Annotated in this window: 22 protein-coding genes and 1 pseudogene; 12 read left to right on the top strand and 11 right to left on the bottom strand. The window is 67.0% G+C overall.

Features of this window, described 5'->3' with window-relative positions:
- Positions 1–9: 9 nt before the first annotated feature.
- The 3 genes from ASPHE3_RS15365 to ASPHE3_RS15355 all read right to left on the bottom strand — a co-directional run bounded on the left by ASPHE3_RS15365 (position 10) and on the right by ASPHE3_RS15355 (position 2,599).
- Entirely contained in the window at positions 10–702 is a 693-nt protein-coding gene (locus tag ASPHE3_RS15365; protein ID WP_013602113.1) for a potassium channel family protein, read from the bottom strand.
- Entirely contained in the window at positions 695–2,032 is a 1,338-nt protein-coding gene (locus ASPHE3_RS15360) for a TrkH family potassium uptake protein (protein ID WP_254362897.1), read from the bottom strand. The genes ASPHE3_RS15365 and ASPHE3_RS15360 overlap by 8 nt, the downstream gene beginning before the upstream one ends.
- A 183-nt stretch (positions 2,033–2,215) precedes the next feature.
- Positions 2,216–2,599 (bottom strand): MerR family transcriptional regulator, encoded by a 384-nt coding sequence (locus ASPHE3_RS15355; RefSeq protein ID WP_013602111.1) that lies wholly within the window; start codon positions 2,597–2,599, stop codon positions 2,216–2,218.
- Positions 2,600–2,777: 178 nt separating this feature from the next.
- Here ASPHE3_RS15355 and ASPHE3_RS15350 point away from each other — a divergent pair.
- Positions 2,778–4,300 (top strand): annotated as a pseudogene (locus ASPHE3_RS15350) (SulP family inorganic anion transporter).
- A gap of 89 nt (positions 4,301–4,389) precedes the next feature.
- Positions 4,390–4,650, top strand: coding sequence for a hypothetical protein (locus tag ASPHE3_RS15345; RefSeq protein ID WP_013602110.1), 261 nt, complete (start codon positions 4,390–4,392; stop codon positions 4,648–4,650).
- Positions 4,651–4,799: 149 nt separating this feature from the next.
- Here ASPHE3_RS15345 and ASPHE3_RS22100 read toward each other — a convergent pair whose 3' ends face one another.
- Positions 4,800–4,952: an LPXTG cell wall anchor domain-containing protein gene (locus tag ASPHE3_RS22100; RefSeq protein ID WP_013602109.1), complete on the bottom strand. Its 153-nt coding sequence runs from the start codon at positions 4,950–4,952 to the stop codon at positions 4,800–4,802.
- Between the two features lie 188 nt (positions 4,953–5,140).
- Here ASPHE3_RS22100 and ASPHE3_RS15335 point away from each other — a divergent pair, with 188 nt between their 5' ends.
- The gene (locus ASPHE3_RS15335; protein ID WP_013602108.1) at positions 5,141–5,506 is read left to right on the top strand and encodes a cupin domain-containing protein; all 366 of its coding nucleotides are present in this window, start codon (positions 5,141–5,143) and stop codon (positions 5,504–5,506) included.
- Positions 5,507–5,571: 65 nt separating this feature from the next.
- On the opposite strand, the gene ASPHE3_RS15330 is transcribed toward ASPHE3_RS15335, so the two are convergent.
- Positions 5,572–6,180, bottom strand: a complete 609-nt coding sequence (locus ASPHE3_RS15330) for a flavodoxin family protein (RefSeq protein WP_013602107.1) — start codon at positions 6,178–6,180, stop codon at positions 5,572–5,574.
- Positions 6,181–6,332: 152 nt separating this feature from the next.
- Positions 6,333–7,427 carry a hypothetical protein gene (locus ASPHE3_RS15325; protein WP_148258121.1) on the bottom strand — a complete coding sequence of 365 codons (1,095 nt, stop codon included), beginning with the start codon at positions 7,425–7,427 and terminating at the stop codon, positions 6,333–6,335.
- 323 nt (positions 7,428–7,750) lie between these two features.
- On the opposite strand from ASPHE3_RS15325, the gene ASPHE3_RS15320 reads away from it, so the two are divergent.
- A complete protein-coding gene (locus ASPHE3_RS15320; protein ID WP_013602105.1) occupies positions 7,751–8,017 on the top strand; it encodes an SHOCT domain-containing protein in 267 nt (88 codons plus the stop codon).
- Positions 8,017–9,498, top strand: coding sequence for a multicopper oxidase family protein (locus tag ASPHE3_RS15315; protein ID WP_013602104.1), 1,482 nt, complete (start codon positions 8,017–8,019; stop codon positions 9,496–9,498). Before ASPHE3_RS15320 ends, ASPHE3_RS15315 begins: the two co-directional genes overlap by 1 nt.
- Positions 9,499–9,535: 37 nt before the next feature.
- Here ASPHE3_RS15315 and ASPHE3_RS15310 read toward each other — a convergent pair whose 3' ends face one another.
- Positions 9,536–10,327, bottom strand: coding sequence for a cation transporter (locus ASPHE3_RS15310; protein WP_148258180.1), 792 nt, complete (start codon positions 10,325–10,327; stop codon positions 9,536–9,538).
- Positions 10,328–10,405: 78 nt separating this feature from the next.
- A complete protein-coding gene (locus ASPHE3_RS15305; protein ID WP_013602102.1) occupies positions 10,406–10,606 on the bottom strand; it encodes a DUF2795 domain-containing protein in 201 nt (66 codons plus the stop codon).
- Positions 10,607–10,872: 266 nt separating this feature from the next.
- Here ASPHE3_RS15305 and ASPHE3_RS21585 point away from each other — a divergent pair, with 266 nt between their 5' ends.
- On the top strand, positions 10,873–11,613 hold the full coding sequence (locus tag ASPHE3_RS21585; RefSeq protein ID WP_013602101.1) for a hypothetical protein: 741 nt from the start codon (positions 10,873–10,875) through the stop codon (positions 11,611–11,613).
- 160 nt (positions 11,614–11,773) lie between these two features.
- On the top strand, positions 11,774–12,568 hold the full coding sequence (locus ASPHE3_RS15295) for a DUF2382 domain-containing protein (protein ID WP_013602100.1): 795 nt from the start codon (positions 11,774–11,776) through the stop codon (positions 12,566–12,568).
- A gap of 72 nt (positions 12,569–12,640) precedes the next feature.
- Here ASPHE3_RS15295 and ASPHE3_RS15290 read toward each other — a convergent pair whose 3' ends face one another.
- Positions 12,641–12,979 carry an ArsR/SmtB family transcription factor gene (locus tag ASPHE3_RS15290; RefSeq protein WP_013602099.1) on the bottom strand — a complete coding sequence of 113 codons (339 nt, stop codon included), beginning with the start codon at positions 12,977–12,979 and terminating at the stop codon, positions 12,641–12,643.
- Positions 12,980–13,034: 55 nt separating this feature from the next.
- Positions 13,035–13,775 carry an aquaporin gene (locus ASPHE3_RS15285; protein WP_013602098.1) on the bottom strand — a complete coding sequence of 247 codons (741 nt, stop codon included), beginning with the start codon at positions 13,773–13,775 and terminating at the stop codon, positions 13,035–13,037.
- A 45-nt stretch (positions 13,776–13,820) separates the two neighbouring features.
- Here ASPHE3_RS15285 and ASPHE3_RS15280 point away from each other — a divergent pair, with 45 nt between their 5' ends.
- From ASPHE3_RS15280 to ASPHE3_RS15260, 5 genes are all read left to right on the top strand, one after another.
- On the top strand, positions 13,821–14,495 hold the full coding sequence (locus ASPHE3_RS15280; protein ID WP_013602097.1) for a metalloregulator ArsR/SmtB family transcription factor: 675 nt from the start codon (positions 13,821–13,823) through the stop codon (positions 14,493–14,495).
- Positions 14,496–14,601: 106 nt separating this feature from the next.
- Positions 14,602–15,024 carry an arsenate reductase ArsC gene (locus ASPHE3_RS15275; protein WP_013602096.1) on the top strand — a complete coding sequence of 141 codons (423 nt, stop codon included), beginning with the start codon at positions 14,602–14,604 and terminating at the stop codon, positions 15,022–15,024.
- A gap of 22 nt (positions 15,025–15,046) precedes the next feature.
- A complete protein-coding gene (trxB, locus tag ASPHE3_RS15270; RefSeq protein ID WP_013602095.1) occupies positions 15,047–16,024 on the top strand; it encodes a thioredoxin-disulfide reductase in 978 nt (325 codons plus the stop codon).
- 118 nt (positions 16,025–16,142) lie between these two features.
- Positions 16,143–17,528, top strand: coding sequence for an FAD-dependent oxidoreductase (locus ASPHE3_RS15265; protein ID WP_013602094.1), 1,386 nt, complete (start codon positions 16,143–16,145; stop codon positions 17,526–17,528).
- Positions 17,529–17,588: 60 nt separating this feature from the next.
- A complete protein-coding gene (locus tag ASPHE3_RS15260; protein WP_013602093.1) occupies positions 17,589–18,008 on the top strand; it encodes an arsenate-mycothiol transferase ArsC in 420 nt (139 codons plus the stop codon).
- A gap of 36 nt (positions 18,009–18,044) precedes the next feature.
- Here ASPHE3_RS15260 and ASPHE3_RS15255 read toward each other — a convergent pair whose 3' ends face one another.
- A complete protein-coding gene (locus ASPHE3_RS15255; protein WP_013602092.1) occupies positions 18,045–18,803 on the bottom strand; it encodes a TetR family transcriptional regulator in 759 nt (252 codons plus the stop codon).
- Between the last annotated feature and the right edge of the window lie 41 nt (positions 18,804–18,844).

Below are 18,844 nucleotides of genomic sequence, written 5' to 3'. Positions count from 1 at the left end.
GGGGGGACCTCAGCCCAGCGTGCTGAACCCCTCGGCAAGGTTCTTCGGCCCCTGGGCGATGATCTCGTCGTCGTCATAAAGAACCGTCTGCGCAGTGGTGTGCTGCCACGTGCCGTGCGGCCGCTTCACCGCCACAATCGTGATGCCATACTGGTCCCGCAGACCCAGCACGCCCAGCGGCCGGTCCCTGGCCGGCCCCGGCGGCCGGGTGCGGATCATCACGAAGTCATCCTCGAATTCCACATAGTCCATGATTGATCCGCGGACCAGGTGTGCCACGCGCTTGCCCATGTCGTGCTCGGGCCGGATGACGTGCTGCACGCCGAGCTGCCCCAGGATTTCCGCGTGCGGTTCGCTGATGGCCTTGGCCCAGATCTCCGGCCGCTCGAACGTGAGCAGCCGGGACGTGGTGAGGATGCTGGCCTCCAGGTCCGAGCCGATGCCCACCACCGCACGGTCGAATTCGTGGACGGAGAGCTGGCGCAGCACTTCCTCCTTGGTGGAGTCCGCACGGACCACGTGCGTGAGCCGCCCGTTATAGGACTGCACCACGTCCTCGCTGGCGTCGATGCCCAGCACCTCGGTGCCCTGTGCCTCCAGCTCCAGAGCGAGGGAACCGCCAAAGCGACCCAGGCCGATGACGGCCACCGAGTCCGCCTGCGCGCCCCGTCCTGTCTTGCGGGCGAACCTGTCCTTAGCCAATGAGCGGCCTTTCCTTCGGGTATTCGTACATGATGGGCCGGCTCCGCAGCGCCAGCGCCGTGCCTAGGGTCACCGGGCCCAGCCTGCCGATGAACATGAGCAGGATCAGCACCACCTGCCCGGCGGGAGGCATGGCGGCGGTGATGCCGGTGGAGAGTCCCACGGTGGCAAACGCCGAGACCACTTCGAACAGGATCCGTTCCTGCCCGAAGTCGGTGATCAGCATCAGGAACATGGTGGACGCCGTGACCAGGGCGATGGCCAGGAGCACCACGGAGATCGCCTGCCGGTGCACGGCGCGGGAGAGCCGCTTGCCGAAGATGTTCACGGCAGTATCGCCGCGCAGTTCGGTGGCCAGGATGAAGAACAGCACCGCGAACGTGGTGATTTTGAGGCCGCCCGCGGTACCGGCCGGACCGCCGCCGATGAACATCAGGATGTCCATGCCCATCCAGGACACCGGGTGCATCTGGCCGATGTCCACGCTGTTGAAGCCGGCGGTGCGGGTGATCACGGACTGGAAGAACCCGCCCAGGATCCGGTCCTGGGGCGGCAGCCCGCCCAGGGTGGCCGGGTTGCTCCACTCGGCGGCCGTCAGGAAAACGGTGCCGCCGGCAAGGAGCGCCACGCTGCCCACCAGGACCAGCTTGGTGTTCATGCTCCACATCACCGGCCGGCGGAACTGGCGCCGAAGTTCGAACAGGACGGGAAAGCCCAGCCCGCCGAGGATCACCGCGGCCGCGATGGGGAGGCACACCCAGGGATCGCCCACGAATCCCATCAGGTTGTCCGAATACAGCGCGAATCCTGCGTTGTTGAACGCGGAGATGGAATGGAAGACCCCGTGCCAGAGGGCTTCGCCGGGCGGGTAGCCGTAGCCCAGCTGGAAGTGCAGCGTGAGGATGAGCGCCACGGCAGCCTCCACGATCACCGTGATGAGGAAGACGCCCAGCAGGACCCGGCGGACATCGCCGAAGCCGTGGCTTTTGGTCTCCGCGGCGGCCAGCATGCGGGAGCGCAGGCCCAGCCGGCGGGCGGTCAGCACGGCCAGGAGCGTGCCGAAGGACATCACGCCGAACCCGCCCACCTGGATCAGGAACAGGATGACGGCCTGCCCGAACCCGCTCCAGAAAACCGGCGTGTCCACCGTGATCAGCCCGGTGACGCATACGGCGGAGGTGGCGGTGAACAGTGCTTCCAGCAGCGAGGCGCCCTGTGGTCCGGTGGCGGCGGCGGGCAGCATCAGGAGGCCCGTCCCCGCTGCGATGGCCAGGACGAAGCCGACGACGATGAGTTGGGCCGGGTGCCGCGGCACCACCCTGCGTGCCAATCTGCCGAGCGAAGATCGCTGCCGCCCCTGAAGGGCGGCAAGGGAGCGGCTGTAGCCAGCCAGGACGGCCCGCGGCTTCTTCCTCCGGCGGTGCGGCCCAGGGCTCCGCTGGTAGGCCTTCAGGTGCATAGGCGCCACCGTACCACCGGGGGATGACAGGCGGGAAAGTACGACGGCGGTGGGTTAGGTGTGGCCGCTGAGCCGTTCGATAAGCTGGTCTGCTTGGGCCAGGTTGCGTGCCATCTTGGCCCGCTCGTGGACGGCCTTCTCAAGGAACATCACGAGCCGGGCTCGTTCTTCTGCACTGGGCTCTGCCCCCTGGTGGACGGAAAAAAGTTCGAGGATCTCGGCCATCTCTTCCAGCGAGAACCCCAGCGGCTTCAGCTGCTTGATCACCATCAGGCGCTCGACGTCGTCCTGGGAGTACACGCGGAAGCCACCTTCGGTGCGGGCCGTGGCTGGAAGCAGCCCTACGTCGTCGTAATGCCTGATGGTGCGCAGGGACAAACCTGTCCGTTCTGCCAGTTCGCCGATGTGCATGGTGGTGCTGCCGGTTTTGGCCGCCATCAGGCCCTCCTTCCTTCTCCGGGCTTAAACCCTACCATCACGTTAGGGTAGGGTTTGGATGAGCGGTGAGCCCTCCCAAGAGCGGCTCCCCTCCTTCCGGCGCGGCGCTGCGCCCCTTCAATCTTCGAAAGAGCGAGGGCGCAGATGCGCGTTCTCCTGACCATGAACGGAGCCAGCAATGGCCGCCAAAACCGCCGGTGACGCCCCCGCCTACACCCCGGAACAGCTGCAGTCCGTCCGGGAAACCCTGAAATCCCCGCGTCGGCTGAAGACTGAGGTCCTCGGCGGGCTCGTCGTCGCGCTGGCACTGATCCCCGAGGCCATCGCGTTCTCCATCATCGCCGGCGTGGATCCGCGCCTGGGCCTGTTCGCCTCCTTCACCATGGCCGTCACCATCGCCTTCGTGGGAGGACGGCCCGCCATGATCTCGGCCGCGACGGGCGCGGTGGCCCTGGTTATTGCCCCGCTGGTGAAGTCCCACGGCGTGGACTACCTGATTGCCGCCGTCGTCCTGGCCGGGCTTATCCAGGTCATCCTGGGGCTCTCCGGGGTGGGCAGGCTGATGCGCTTCATCCCCAGGTCCGTCATGGTGGGGTTCGTCAACGCGCTGGCCATCCTGGTGTTCATGGCCCAGGTCCCCGAGCTGCTGGGAGTGCCGTGGCTGGTGTATCCGCTGCTGGCCCTGGCTTTGCTGATCGTGTTCGGCCTGCCCAAACTGACCAGTGCCGTCCCGGCCCCGCTGGTGGCAATCGTGGTGCTCACCCTCATCACAGTGCTGGCCTCCGTGGCCGTCCCCACAGTGGGGGACAAGGGGGAACTGCCGGATTCGCTGCCGTCGCTGTTCATTCCGAACGTCCCGTTCACCCTGGAGACCCTGCAGGTTCTTTTCCCGTATGCCCTGGCCATGGCGTTCGTGGGGCTGCTTGAGTCCCTGATGACGCCAAGCTCGTGGATGACATCACGGACACCCGCTCCAGCAAGACCCGCGAGGCGTGGGGCCAGGGCGTCGCCAACATCGTCACCGGTTTCACCGGCGGGATGGGCGGCTGCGCCATGATCGGCCAGACCATGATCAACGTCAAGGCGTCGGGCGCCCGGACCCGGATCTCCACGTTCCTGGCCGGGGTCTTCCTGCTGATCCTGGTGGTGGTGCTGGGCGGCGTCGTGTCGCTGATCCCCATGGCGGCTCTTGTCGCGGTGATGATCTTCGTTTCCTGGGCCACGTTCGACTGGCACAGCATCCACCCCCGCACCCTGAAGATGATGCCTAAAAGCGAAACCCTGGTCATGGTGGCCACCGTGATCGTCACCGTGGCCTCGCATAACCTGGCCATCGGCGTCGGCGTGGGGGTCCTTGTTGCCATGGTGCTGTTCGCACGGCGCGTGGCCCATTTCGTCACGGTGGAGCGGACCGTCTCGAATGTGGAGGGTCACGAAACGGCCACCTACGTGGTGAACGGCGAGCTGTTTTTCGCGTCCTCCAACGACCTCTACACCCAGTTCGAATACGCCCTGGACCCGGAGCGCGTGGTGATCGACATGCATGCCTCGCACCTCTGGGACGCCTCCACGATCGCCGCGCTGGACGCCATTACCGAGAAGTACCGCGCCCACGGCAAGGACGTGAAGATCATCGGCCTCAACGACGCGAGCACCACCATGCGCGAACGCCTCGGCGGGAAGCTGGGGGCGGGGCACTAGGGGCTCGGGCCGCGCGGCTGGTCGGAAGGGCAGAACCAGGGGGTGACCTCTCCGGGCCCCACGTGTCACTATGGTTAACAGCTCCAGCAGTGGCGGCCGTCGGTGAGAAGAAAACACACCGGGCCTCCGTTGGCCCGGACTGGGGACAGGTTGTGGAAGATCCACGAACAACAGCACTGGAATTGATCGCGCGCGACGAGCACTACCTCGACGATCTGTGGGTGAGGTACTGGGCGAATGGCGGCGAGGCAAAGCGCCTTGACTTCGAAGCCTTCCTGTACCGGATAACCGAACCGAATGACTTCGACCTGCAGATCCTCGCCTGGGCACTCGAGGAAGTCGCGCCCTAGCTTTTGCGTGCGTTCCTGCCCACTTACTCGGGCGGGGTCACCCCGGGAGGCGGGGACACGCCGTCGTACGCGGCGCGCCGCCCGCCAGCCACCAAGTAACTGGGAAGGAATGCACGGCGGGGGCCCGAACCCCCGCCCGGACGGTACCGTCAGGCCCGGGTTTTGCGCTTCATCCAGCCCCAGACGGCGGTGGCAGCGAACAGCAGCAGCCCGATCAGCGCGAGCCACAGCAGGCCCTCGATGACGAAGCCCAGGATGGACAGAACGAGCCAGATGATAAGCAGTGTGATTATTAGTCCCATCCCGGAATCCTAGCCCCAAAAGACTCGTGCAGGCCGTATTGACACCGCCAATGCGCGGGCGCACGCTGATACCGCTGGGCGCTGGTGTTGGCCGGCGCATGCGGTTTAGTACCGCCGGTCCAACCATTCCCGGAGCAGCCTGGAAGCTCCGGATGAGCAGTTCAAACACTCCCTGTCAGGAGAAGGCAATGGCTGTACAAAGCCTTGAAGCGAAGTCGTTCGATGAGCCCGACGAAAAGCGGCGCCCGCCCAAGACGCAGGTGGACGTGGTGACCCTCGGTGACGCAACGCTGGGCCGGTTCACGTTCGAGCCGGGGTGGCGCTGGTCCGAGACGGTGAAAACCGTGGTCCACACGGACAGCTGCCAGGTCAACCACGTGGGGATCTGCACCGCCGGAACGCTGACGGTGCGGATGGAGGACGGATCGCAGGCTACTGTCACCCCTGGCCACGCCTACACCATCCCGGCCGGCCACGATGCCTGGGTTGAGGGCGACGAGCCGTTCGTCGGTTATGAAGTCATGAGCGCTGCCACCTTCGCCAAGCCTGTTTAGCAGCAAGCCTGCGTGAACCCACGCACCAGCCCCGGCGCCGGAAGCGCCGGGGCTCATTTACGTCTCTAGCCCGCCGGGTACTGGGCGGCCTTGAGCTGCCCGGCCAGGTGCGCCGCGTTGCGTGCGGCACCGGCGGTGGTGGCGGCCACCTTCTCGGGGACCTTGTCCAGGTCCTTGTAGTCAACAGTCTGCATGGCCTCGCCCACCCAGTAGGTGGCGCCCTGGGCCGGGAGGGTGAAGCCGACGTCGTTCAGCCCTTGCTGCGTGTCGGCGATGGTCTTGTGGGCGCCGTCCTCGTTGCCCACCACCGCAACAACCGCCACCTTCCCGTACATGACCGGACGGCCGGCGTCGTCCGTTTCGGCGAGGTCCGCGTCGAGGCGTTCCAGGACCCGCTGGGTGATGCTGCTGGGGTGGCCCATCCAGATGGGCGTCGCGAGCACCAGGATGTCCGCGGCCAGGATCTTTTCGCGGATCCCGGGCCACTCGTCGCCGTCGCCCATGTCCACCTGTACTCCGGGCTTGACGTCGTGGTCCGCCACCCGCAGGGACGTCCCGCTCACGCCGTGGGTTGCCAGTTCATCCAGCACGTGGCGAGCCATGAGTTCGCTGCTGGACGGTGCGGGCGAGGGGTTGAGGGAGCAGATCAGGGCAAGTGCGGTGAGGTCAGCCATTGGTCTTCCTTTTCGTGTCGTCTCCTAAGCGTGCCATTCAGGGGTTCGTAGCGGGCGGCGCGGCAGATTGGCGCGTGGTGGCAGAAAGGCGGGGCTGAAAGGCCTGCTGGGCGGAAAGGCACGACGGCGGGTGCGCAGCTGAGCGCGAACCCTCACCCGCCGCCCTGGACGGGGCCGGAATCCGGCAGCGCCAGCGGGCGAAGGTCGGCGATGAGCCCGTTGTTTTCGAACGACAGCTTGATGTTGACGTTGTAGGTGCTGGCGCGCTTGAGGTCGGGCACCCAGATCTCGGCGACGCCTGCATCGTGCGGGCTGGCACCCACCACCCGGTAGGCGAGGTTCTCGGCTTTCCATGTGTCCGGCACGTCCAGGCCGTCCAGGGACCAGGTCAGGAGCAGGGGCACCTGGGCCAGGCCCTCAAGGTCGACCCTCACCGCCACCGTCCAGCCGAGCGGATCCTCACCCTCCGGGCTGGTGGTCGACTCCACCTCCTCCAGGGCCTGCGCCAGCTCTATCGCCACTTCCTCCGGCGGCAGGGGTTCACCCTTTTCATCCACGGCCTCGATCACCAGGGACCGGGCGGCGTAGACGCTGGCCGGCGGCGCATAGGGCCGCATCGGAGCCTGTTCCGTCACGGAAGAGATGTACTCCTCGGAAATGGAGGAAATTCCGGACAACACCTCCGGGGACAAGGTGGGCGGAGGGGTTGTGGCGATGGGTGTGGGGCTGTCCGACGACGGCGACGGGCTGGGCGTGGGCGACGTAAAAGTGGGGGTGGGACTTGCCGTTGTGGGCGTGGGCGTAGGCGTGGGAGTGGGCTTAAGTGACAATGTGGCGGTGGATGCTGCCTGCGCCGGCACGGTAGGCAGTGGCAGAATGCCCAGCCGGCCCACTCCTCCTTGGTTGATAACCGGGGCCAGGGGCAGGTCTTGTCCGATCCCGCCGCCCGCGAAACCGGTCAGGGGCGTGCGCTTGATGATGTGGACGGACTCGATTCGGGCCAGGTCCTCGTCCGGCGGAGGGAAGATTCTGTCCCAAAGGCTGAGGATGCCCAGGATGGCAGCCGCCAGGGCGCCGGCGCTGATTATGAGCGTCTTGCCGCGTTTGTACCAGGGGGTTGTGGATGTCTGCTTGGTTTTGCTGCCCGGTCCGCGGCCGAGCGACGTGATGCGCCCGCCAGCCACGGCTGCTCTGCCGCCGCGCTTGTTCCCGGGAGTCCGAGTCTTCCGCCTGGGTTGCGTGGGCACGTTGCCACCTCCCACTCATTAGTAGACCCCGGAACCCGTTACTGCCGCGTTACTGCGCTGCGCTGCTTCGATTTCGACACGCACATTCGATTTCGACACTCGCATACCGGGCGCGCCAACGAACGAGCGCGTCCTGGCCGGATTTGCGCGTCGAGGGTGTCAGAACGCGGACGACGGCGGGGTCCCGGCTTTGATCCCACTGCCCACCCGGGCAGGCGGGCAGGACCGCGCGGGAGGAGGGGCGGAGGGGACTTCGGACTCTACCTTTGGGCCGGGGTCGGGCTGAAAATTGGCGTAAACGCAGGAAGAGGAAGGCGCCGGCCATGATGTGGGGCTACGGACAGGGCATGGGGATGATGTGGCTCTGGAGCCTTCTCCTGGTCATCGGAATTGTGCTCCTGGTGCTGTTGGCGGTGTGGGCATCCAGGGGTGGAATACAGGGCCGGCCGGGTGACGGCGGACGCGGCGGCAGCTATCCGCCGGCGGGCGGAAGCAGGGCCCGGGAGATCCTTGATGAACGCTTCGCCCGAGGGGAACTGACCGAGGACCAGTACCGGGACCACCTCAGGGTGCTCAACGAGGGACGGTAGTGCGTCCCATCAGTCGCCGGCAGGCGCTCCTGCTGGGAGGCCTGGGGGTTGCCAGTACTGCGGCGGGCGGCGCCGGCCTGCTCTGGATCATCAATGGCAGTGACCTGGTGGCCGGCCGGGACGTGCCGGCCGGGGGCGGCGAGCTTGCCCAGCCGCCGGAACAGCGGAGTTCGGCAGGGCAGCTGGAGGTCCGGCTGGAGGCCGCTCCGGGACTGGTGGCGCTGGCGGGCCGGCAGGTCTCGGCCCTCGGCTACAACGGGAGCATCCCTGGCCCTACCCTCCGGATCAAGGCCGGGGACACCCTGAAAATCGCCCTCGCCAACAGGCTGCCCCAGGTCACCAACCTGCATCTGCACGGCCTGCATGTATCGCCGGAAGGCAAGGGGGACAACGTGTTTGTCGCCGTGGAGCCGGGTGCCTCGTTCGACTACGAATACAAGCTCCCCGGGGACCACCCACCGGGCGTGTACTGGTACCACCCGCACCATCACGGCACGGTGGCGGATCAGCTCTTTGCGGGCCTCTGCGGAGCCATCATCGTCGAGGACCCCGTGCCCATCGACACCAGCGCGGAGCGGGTCCTGGTCATCACGGACACCACGGTGGACGCGCTGGGGAACATCAGCGCGGTTTCGGCCATGGAACGGATGATGGGCCGGGAAGGCGAACTGGTCCTGGTCAACGGCCAAATCACCCCGCACTTCAGTGCCCGCCCCGGACAACGGGAACGCTGGCGGATCATCAATGCCTGCGTGGCCCGCTTTCTCCGGTTGCGCCTCGACGGGCAGCAGCTGCGGCTCCTGGGTGTCGACGTCGGCGGCCAGCAGCCGGAGGATGTGGACGACGTGTTGCTCGCCCCCGGCAACCGCGCAGACCTCCTGGTCACCACGACGCAAGGCGATGCAGTCCTGCGCGCCTTCCCCTACAACCGCGGAAGCATGGCTGGAATGATGGGGCGCGGCCCCGGCCCACGCACCCCACAGGACACAACTGGGGGCATCGCGCTCGCTACCCTCCGCGTCTCGGGGGAACCCGCTGCCCTCCCGACGGAAATCCAGGTGCAGGAAAGGCTCGGCGACCTGCGGTCGGCTCCGGTGGCCGCCCGCAGACAGCTGGTTATGGCCACGGGAATGGGAATGGGCATGGGCGCCGGGATGATGGGATTCACCATCGACGGGCGCGGTTTTGACGAGTCCAGGACCGACACCACGGTGGCAGCCGGGAGTGTGGAGGAATGGACCATCGTCAATGACAGTCCCATGGACCACCCCTTCCACCTGCATGTGTGGCCGATGCAGGTTATCGAGGAAGACGGCCGGGAGACCGGCCCTGCCCGCTGGCGGGATGTGGTGAACGTACCTGCCAACGGGAGGGTCAAAGTCAGGGTGGCGTTCCGGGACTTCCCCGGGCGCTCCGTGTACCACTGCCACATCCTGGACCATGAGGACCTGGGCATGATGGGCGTGATCGAGGTCCGCTGAGCGGCCGGTCCGCCATGGGGTGGGAGAGCCCGCCCCGTCATGTGTGCCGGGGCTCGCCGGGTGTCGCCGCCTGTACCGCGGTGTCGTGGCAGCAGCCGCAGGCGCCGCCGCCATCACTGGCCTTCTTTGTCCCAATCAGCAGCCCGGCGGCAGGCGCGTGCCCGCCGGACACTGGTGCCGCCGTCGTCGTTCCCTGGCCTGCATGCGTGGAGGCGGGGACGCAGCAGCCCTCACCCTTCCAGGCGTCCAGGCCTTCCTTGACGGCCGCTGCCGCAATAACCAGTGCGGCCACCGGGTCGGCCCAGGACCAGCCCAGGGTGCTGTTGAGCACGAGGCCCATCAGCAGGACGCCGGAAAGGTACGTGCACAGCAGCGTTTGGCGGGAATCGGCGACGGCGGACCTGGAGCCCAGCTCGCGGCCCGCCCTCCGCTGTGCGAGCGACAGGAACGGCATCACCACCAGGCTGACCGCCGCCAGGATGATGCCCACCGTAGAATGCTCCGCCTCGCCGGCGCCGAGCAGGGACCTGACAGCGCTCACGGTGACGAAGGCGGCCAGCGCGAAAAAGGCCAGAGCAATGAGCCGCAGCGCCCGCTGCTCGCGGGCCCTCGGGTCGCGGCCGGAGAATTGCCAGGCGACGGCGGCCGCCGAGGACACTTCAATCACCGAATCCAGGCCGAATCCGATCAGCGCCGTGGATGAGGCAGTTGTTCCGGCGCTGACGGCAACAACCGCCTCGATGATGTTGTAGGAAATGGTTGCTGCCACCAGGAGGCGGATCCGGCTGGTGAGGACCGCCTCCCGCCCCGCATTCTGCCGTGCAGCCATCCCTTCAGGGACGGCAGGATCAATGGGATAGGACTTCATAAAGTAGTTTGTCCATGCCTAGGGGATGCTCCCGGCTGCCTAGGAGCTGCTGTCGGAAACCGCTGAGCTGACGGCCGTGGGGCTGTCGTATTCCTGGTCCGGGATGCCTTCAAGTGCCCGGATGACGTTTTCGTCAGCACCTGAGTCCTTGGCCCGGGACAGCAAGGCTTCGCGGCTGGCGGGATAGTCCACGCCGCCCAGGAACTTCTGGATCTGGATAGGGTTCGGAGTTTCAGCCATCGTGCAAGTTTCCTCTCTGATGTGAGCTCTGATGCCAGCGGCCCCATCGCGTGGAAAAGGCCTTGGCGATGCCCATCCTAGGCCTGTCCAAGGCGGGAGGAAACCCGCGAGAAGCCTCCCGGCGAGGCGACCTCGCGGCAGGGGCCGCCTGGCACCCCAGCCTTGCGTGTTGGATAGCAAGTGTGCTTAGTATCTAATTAGTAACCATACTTACTATCCAACAAGCTGGGTTCCAGAGGCTCCTTGCCTCGTAACGAAAGCGAGTGATGATGTCGGACAATCAGTGGCCGCAGGCTTCTGCATCCAAGAAGGATGTTGCCAAGGAGGAGGCGTCGGAGATCGCCGGGCAGGCGGCCGGTGGGGCCCAAAATGTGGTTCAGACCGCCAAGCTCGAGGCCGGTAACGTTGCCTCTGAGGCGAAGTCCGGGGCAAAAGACCTCCTGCAGCAGGCGAAGTCGGGCCTCAGCGGCCAAGCCGGCGCACAGCAGCAAAAGGCCGCTGAAGGCGTCCGCACCATTTCCAGCCAGCTGCACGCCATGGCAGAGGCGCCCGATCGGCGGGGAGTGGCAACGGACTTGGTCCGGGAGGCTGCAGACCGCGCCGCCGCGGCCGCTTCCTGGATCGAGCACAAAGAGCCCTCGGACCTCCTCAATGACGTGCAGTCCTTCGCCCGCCGCAAGCCGGGAACGTTCCTGTTGCTTGCCGCCGGGGCAGGCCTCCTGGCCGGACGGCTGGCACGGGGCCTGCAGGCGGGGGCTCCGGCCCCCGGTACGGGGAACGCCATTCCACCGCGGCCGGCTGAGGCTCCAGTTTCAGCAACAACAGTTCCCTCATGGGGCGAGGAGTCGCTCTATCAGGAAACCGTCTCTGCGCCCTCCGCCTACGGCGAAACCATCTACGGGGAACCGGGACGGCCCGCCTTTTCCGGCACCGAAGCCGGCGGGGTCCCGCTGAGGGACCCCGATGACCCGTACACCGATATGCCGGGGGGAGGACGCCAACTGTGAAAAGACTGTTCCTGTTCTTTCTGCCCACCATCATCAGCAAGGTGCAGAAAGCCCGCAAGGCCAAGCAACTCCGCGCCGGCCAGCAGCCCAGGCCGCCGCGGAACCGTTTCTAGATTTGTCCCCCAAGCAGCACAAAACCAGTAACAAGAAGGAGAAGCATATGATCAGCACTGAGAATCTTTCTGCACTGACCACTGCCGGCGGGAACGTCGTTGGATCCGACGGAAGCAAGATCGGATCCGTCGGACAGATTTACGTGGACGACCAGACCGGTGAGCCTACCTGGGTCACGGTCAAGACCGGGCTCTTCGGTACGCACGAATCCTTCGCTCCGCTGTCTGCCGCAACGCAGGACAGAAACGACATCGTCATCGCCCACGCCAAGGACAAGGTCAAGGACGCACCCCGCGTTGCCCCGGACGGCCACCTGGAGCCGGAAGAGGAAGACGAGCTTTACGCCTACTACGGTCTCCGCGGCAGCAACGGCCACACGGGCAACGGCTTCGCCGGCACCGGCCGAGACGCCGTTGACACCGACGCGCGCGGAACCGTTGGCCACGACACTTCAGGCCCCACCACCGACGATGCGATGACCCGCTCCGAGGAGCAGCTGCATGTCGGCACCCGCCAAGAGGAAACCGGCCGGGCACGCCTGCGCAAGTACGTGGTGACCGAGAATGTCACCAAGACTGTCCCGGTTCAGCGTGAAGAGGTCCGACTGGAGCGCGAGCCCATCACGGACGCCAACGTCGGTGCGGCCATGGATGGCCCCGCCATCAGCGAGGAAGAGCACGAGGTGGTCCTCCATGAGGAACGCCCCGTGATTGAGAAGGAAGCCGTCCCGGTTGAGCGCGTTCGGTTGGACAAGGAGACGGTCACCAACGAGCACACCGTCACCGAAGAAGTCCGCAAGGAAGAAATCGATCTCGACGGCGATGGCCGCACCCGCCGCTAACCCCGGCAGGAATCCCTGCTGATTCCCCAACGAACGGTCCGCCCTCCCTTCCGGAGGGCGGACCGTCCGCCTTTAAAGGCTCCCCACCAATTCCGCGGTGCGCTCCAAGGCCCCGGGAACCACAGAATAGTAGGCCCAGGTGCCGCGCTTTTCGCGGTGCAGCAGGCCGGCATCCACCAGGATCTTCAGATGGTGGGATACGGTGGGCTGGCCGAGGTCCAGCGGTTCGGTGAGATCGCAGACGCAGGCTTCGCCGCCCTCCGCTGCCTTCACGATGGACAGCAGCCGCAGCCGGTTCGGATCGGCCAGGGCCTTGAAAACCAGGGCTTTTTGCTGTGCTTCCTCGGCGCCCAGCGCGGGCGCCCCGGGCGGGCAGCAGCCGGCGGTCTCAAACAGGGGCAGCGATGTCATCTCTCCATTATGCGCGCATATTGACAGTCATCAATATGTCTGCGGTGCGGGAGTTTTACGAACCGGCAGCCTTCGCATCGTGCGGAAGAACGACGTCGTCCGCCGCCTTGGGTGCGGCAGGGAACAGCAGGAGCACCAGGCCCAGGCCAACGGCGGCACCCAGGAGCTGCATGGCAACAAAGCCGGGGACGGATCCGGGGGCAATCCCGGCGAAGGTGTCGCTGAAGATGCGGCCCACGGTCACGGCAGGGTTCGCGAAGGAGGTGGAGGACGTGAACCAGTAGGCCGCGCCGATGTAGGCGCCCACGGCTGGCGCCGCCAGTACGCCGCGGGAGGTGGCCGCGAGGGCGAAGATCAGCAGGACAAGTCCGGTTGTCGCCACCACTTCGGCCAACAGATGCCCCGGGGTGGCCCGGTCCTTGCCGGAGACGGACATGCCCACCTCGAACATGGCGTTGGCCAGGACGCTGCCGCCCACGGCCCCCACGGTCTGGGCGGCGATGTAGGTGCCCAGGTCCGGCAGGCTGAGCCCGGTGCCGGCGCGGCGGCTCAGGAACCAGTCGGCGAGGGACACCACGGGGTTGAAGTGCGCCCCGCTGACCGGCCCGAACACCAGGATCAGCACCGTCAGGCCCAGGACCGTGGCGGTGCTGTTCTGGAGGAGCTGCAGGCCGACGTCGTTGGGGGAGAGCTGCTGGGCTGCGATTCCCGAACCCACCACAATCGCTACAAGCAGGGCGGTGCCGAGGAGTTCGGCGAGGGCGCGGCGCCACAGCGGCGGCTGGTGCAAAGTCATGCGTCCAGCTTGACCGAAAGAATTAGCTCAGTCAAAATTGAACCAATGAAAACTGAGGCAGTTGACTCGTTCCAGTCCCGGGTGGCCAGGTACGCCGCGCTCGCTGATCCCGCGCGGCTCCGCATCGTGGACCTGCTGACGCTCGGCGACTTTTCCCCCACCGAGCTCCAGGCGGAACTGGGGATGCCGTCCAACCTGGTGTCCCACCACCTGCGGACGCTTGAGTCGGCAGGCCTGGCGGTGCGGCACCGCTCGGAGGCGGACAAGCGCCGGAGCTACATCCGGCTGGCGCCGGGCGGACTGGAGGGCCTCACGCCCGGCGCGGAACACGGGGCCCGCCGCGTCCTCTTCGTCTGCACCCGCAACAGTGCCCGCTCCCAGCTGGCCGCGGTGCTCTGGGAGCAGCTCAGTGATATCCCTTCCGCTTCGGCGGGCACTCACCCGGCCGAGCGGATCGCCCCGGGGGCCATCGCCGTCGCCCGCCGCCACGGCCTGGACCTCGAAGGCGGCGTGCCCCGCAGCCTGGACCAGGTGGCCGGCAGCGGCGACTTCGTGGTCACTGTCTGCGACAACGCCCACGAGGAACTGCCGGAACTGGGCGGCGTGCACTGGTCCGTCCCGGACCCGCTGCGGCTGAACACCAGGAAGGCCTTTGAGGAGGCCTTCGAGACCATCGCCGGCCGCGTCCGTGGGCTGGCCCCGCGCCTGAGGGCCGCCTGAAGCGGCCTCTGACCTAAATATTGACATCCATCGATCTATAACCCCATACTCTCTGTATCGATCATCATCGATGTTCTGGCCGGAGAGCTTCACCAAGGAGAACCGCATGACCACCGAAACAGCCAAGAAGCCCTCCGTCCTGTTTGTCTGCGTCCATAACGCCGGCCGCTCCCAGATGGCCGCCGCGTTCCTCACCACGCTGGGCAAGGGCCAGATCGAGGTCCGCTCCGCCGGGTCGCAGCCCGCAGACAAAATCAACCCGGCCGCCGTCGAGGCCATGGCGGAGGTGGGCATCGACATGTCCGCCGAGGTCCCCAAGGTCCTCACCACCGAGGCCGTGAAGGAATCGGACGTGGTGATCACCATGGGCTGCGGCGACGAGTGCCCGTACTTCCCCGGCAAGCGGTACGAGGACTGGGTGCTGGAAGACCCGGCCGGTAAGGGCGTAGAGTCAGTCCGCCCCATCCGGGACCAGATCAGGACCCGCATCGAGGGCCTGATCGATTCCCTCATCCCGGCCGCCAAGTAGCCCGAGCACCAGGAGAATATTCATGAGCAACGAACAGCTGATCATCATCGGATCCGGCCCCGCCGGCTACACCGCCGCCATCTACGCCGCCCGCGCCGGCCTCAGCCCGCTGGTCCTGGCCGGCTCCGTCACCGCCGGCGGTGCCCTGATGAACACCACCGAAGTGGAAAACTTCCCCGGCTTTCCCGGTGGCATCCAGGGCCCCGAGCTGATGGACGGGCTGCAGGAGCAGGCAGAAAAGTTCGGCGCCAAGGTGGTGTTCGACGACGTCACCTCAGTGGACCTCAAGGGTCACCTTAAGACCGTGGTCACCGGCGGAGGCGAAACCCACACCGCCCCCGCGGTCATCCTGGCCACCGGTTCCGCGTACAAGGAACTGGGCCTGCCGGAGGAGAAGAAGCTCAGCGGCCACGGCGTCTCCTGGTGCGCCACCTGCGACGGCTTCTTCTTCCGCGAACAGGACATCATCGTGGTGGGCGGCGGCGACTCCGCCATGGAGGAAGCAACCTTCCTGACGCGCTTCGCAAAGTCCGTGACCGTCGTCGTACGCAAGGGCGAACTGCGTGCCTCCCGCATCATGGCCCAGCGTGCCAAGGACAACCCCAAGATCAGCTTCGCCTGGAACTCTGCCGTCACGGCCATCCACGGCGACGGCAAGGTCACCGGAGTCACCCTCACGGACACCCGCTCCGGCGAGACCCGCGAGCAGGCGGCCACCGGGCTGTTCGTGGCGATCGGGCACCTGCCGCGCACCGAGCTCGTGGCCGGGCAGGTTGACCTGGACGACGAGGGCTACATCAAGGTGGATTCGCCCACCACGGTGACCAACATTTCCGGCGTTTTCGCCTGTGGCGACGCCGTGGACCACCGCTACCGGCAGGCCATCACCGCCGCCGGCACGGGCTGCGCCGCGGCACTGGACGCCGAGCGCTACCTCGCCGCGCTGGAGGATGCGGACAGCATCGCCACGGCGTTAGTCGAAGAACCGATCCACTCCTAGCCCGCCCCATCCCAACTAGGTAGCGCCAAGTGTCGTTTTGAACCCTGAAAACGACACTTAGCGCTACCTAGTTGGGCCACCGGGGGATTAGCCGCACCTACCACCGAAAGAGGACCCCATGGATTCCGCCAAGAGCCTTCCCGTCGCCGTCATTGGGGCCGGGCCTGTTGGACTCGCCGCAGCAGCACACCTGCTGGAGCGCGGCCTGGAGCCGGTCATCTTCGAGGCGGGTACGACGGCGGGCGCGGCCATCGAGCGGTGGCGCCACATCCGGCTGTTCTCACCGTGGCGGTTCAACCTTGACGCCGCGGCAGTCCGCCTGCTGGAGCCCACCGGCTGGGAGTCTCCCCGCCCCACTGCGCTGCCCTACGGCGGGGAGCTGATCGACAACTACCTCGCCCCGCTGGCCCGGGTTCCCCAGATCTCGTCCCGGCTGCACACCGGCGCCCGGGTGACCGCCGTGACCCGGCAGGGCCTGGACAAGACGCACGTCCGGAACCGGGACACCACTCCGTTCCTGGTGCGGGTCCGGCACGCGGACGGGGAAACCCGGGACCATGCCGTCGCCGCTGTCATCGACGCCTCGGGCACATGGTCCACCCGCAACCCCCTGGGCACTTCCGGCCTGCCCGCCATTGGTGAGGAAGCGGCAGCGGACCGGATCTCCTCACCGCTGCCGGACGTCACCGGCCGCGACCGCGCGCAGTTCGCCGGGCGCCGTGTCCTGGTGGTGGGCGCCGGGCACTCGGCAGCCAACACCCTCATCAACCTGTCCGCCCTCGCCAAGGAGGAGCCGGACACCCGGATCCTCTGGGCTGTCCGCGGTCCCTCCGCCGAGAAGGTGTACGGCGGCGGAGACGCCGACGGGCTCCCGGCCCGCGGCCAGCTCGGCGCCCGGGTCCGGCGGCTGGTGGAAGCCGGAAAAATCGAGCTGCACACGGGCTTCGGCATTAACTCACTGAAAGCGCTCGACTCGGGCGTCACCGTTGGTGCCGTGGACGGCCGCACGCTTGAGGCCGACGTCGTCATCCCGTGCACGGGGTTCCGTCCGGACCTGGACATCCTGCGCGAACTCCGCCTGGACCTTGACCCCGCCGTGGAGGCACCGGTGCAGCTTGGCCCGCTGATCGATCCCGAATTCCACTCCTGCGGCACCGTCCCGCCGCACGGCGCCAAGCTCCTGGCCCACCCGGAGAAGGACTTCTACATTGTGGGCATGAAGTCCTACGGCCGGGCCCCCACGTTCCTGCTGGCCACCGGCTATGAGCAGGTCCGCTCCGTGGCCGCCGCCCTCGCCGGCGACCAGGACTCGGCCGACACCGTGCACCTTGAACTGCCCGAAACCGGGGTCTGCTCCACGGACGCAGGCAGCAGTTGCGACGTTCCGCTGGCGGCAGCGGCGGCGGATGCCACCGCGGACTCAGGCTGCTGCGCCTCGCCCGAACCTGTGCTGGTGGGCTTCCCGACGGGCCTGTCCCACGGGCGTTCCGGGGCAAGCACCTAAGTTCACCGCCCGCCGTCGTCCGCCCATCGCCGTCCGCAAACAAAAGGAAACAATCTCCCCATGCCCCAGGAAAAAACTCCGTCCGTCCTGTTCGTCTGTAGCAAGAACGGCGGCAAGTCGCAGCTTGCCGCCGGGCTCATGCGTGACCTCGCGGGCGGCAAAGTTGCTGTCTACTCCGCGGGCACCAAGCCCGCTAAGGGCCTGAACCCGCAGGCGGTGGAGTCCTTGGCCGAACTGGGCATCGACGTCTCCGGCGAGTACCCCAAGCCCATCACTGACGAGGCGCTGGACAGCGTGGACGCCGTCGTCGTCCTGGGCACGGAAGCCAAGCTGGAACCGCGGGAGGGCAAGCGCTTCGAGGTCTGGGAAACGGACGAGCCGTCCGAGCGCGGCATCGAAGGCATGGAGCGGATGCGCCTGGTCCGGGATGACATCAAGGCCCGGGTCCAGTCGCTCTACACGGAGCTCACCGGCAAGTAGGCGGGGGCCCGGGCGGACGCCCTCCCAACGCGGGCGCTACCCCCTCCGCCGGCCGAGCTTCGCCGCCGCCGAACTCCAGCCCTCGCGGTGGAGCTTGTCGAACCCCTCCAGGAGCAGGTCCAGCGCAAACTCGAACTCGAACTGGTCGTCGCACCCGTACCCCACCACGGAGTCCGGATCGTGGGGAGTGGCGGTGGCAATGGTGACGATATTGGGGTACCGCTGGGCCATCTGTGCGAACATCTCCGCCTGCGCCGCCGGGTCGGGCTGCGGCGCGTCAGGCTGCGGGGCCGCCGAGGCCGCTGAAGGTGCCGGCGCCGGGGCGTCAAACAGTTCCTGGGTAAATCCCCACATCCGCCCGCCGAGGGCATGCATGGCGTGGTGCGCGAGGTCGGGGGTGAACCCGCCCGCCAGGAACATTCCGGCAAACGACTCCTGGTAGTCGAGAACCGCGGCGGTGGGCTTGGTGCGGGTCTCGATCGCCTGCCGCGCCCAGGAGTGCCGCTGGAGTGCCCGGCGGGCAGACAACACCCGGTCGCGGATGGCCGTCTTCCAATCGGTGTTGGTCCGGGGCGGATCGATCTTGCGGATGATCACCTCCACCATCCCGTCCAGGAGGTCTTCCTTGTCCGACACGTGCTTGTAGAGCGCCATGGGGACGACGTTGAGCTCCTGTGCCAGGCGGCGCATGCTCAGCGCATCAATCCCGATGGCGTCCGCCAGCGCCACCGCAGCCACCAGCACACGGTCCCGGTTCAGCCGGGTACGTTCCGCCGCCTTCGCCTGCCGGGCCATCGGACTCCTTTGCTGAATCGACAGATCAACCATTGACAAGT

The sequence above is a fragment of the Pseudarthrobacter phenanthrenivorans Sphe3 genome (assembly GCF_000189535.1).
Classification (GTDB): Bacteria; Actinomycetota; Actinomycetes; order Actinomycetales; family Micrococcaceae; genus Arthrobacter; species Arthrobacter phenanthrenivorans.
The sequence above is the reverse complement of the archived record's forward strand: the minus strand, read 5'-3'. Positions and strand labels throughout refer to the sequence as shown.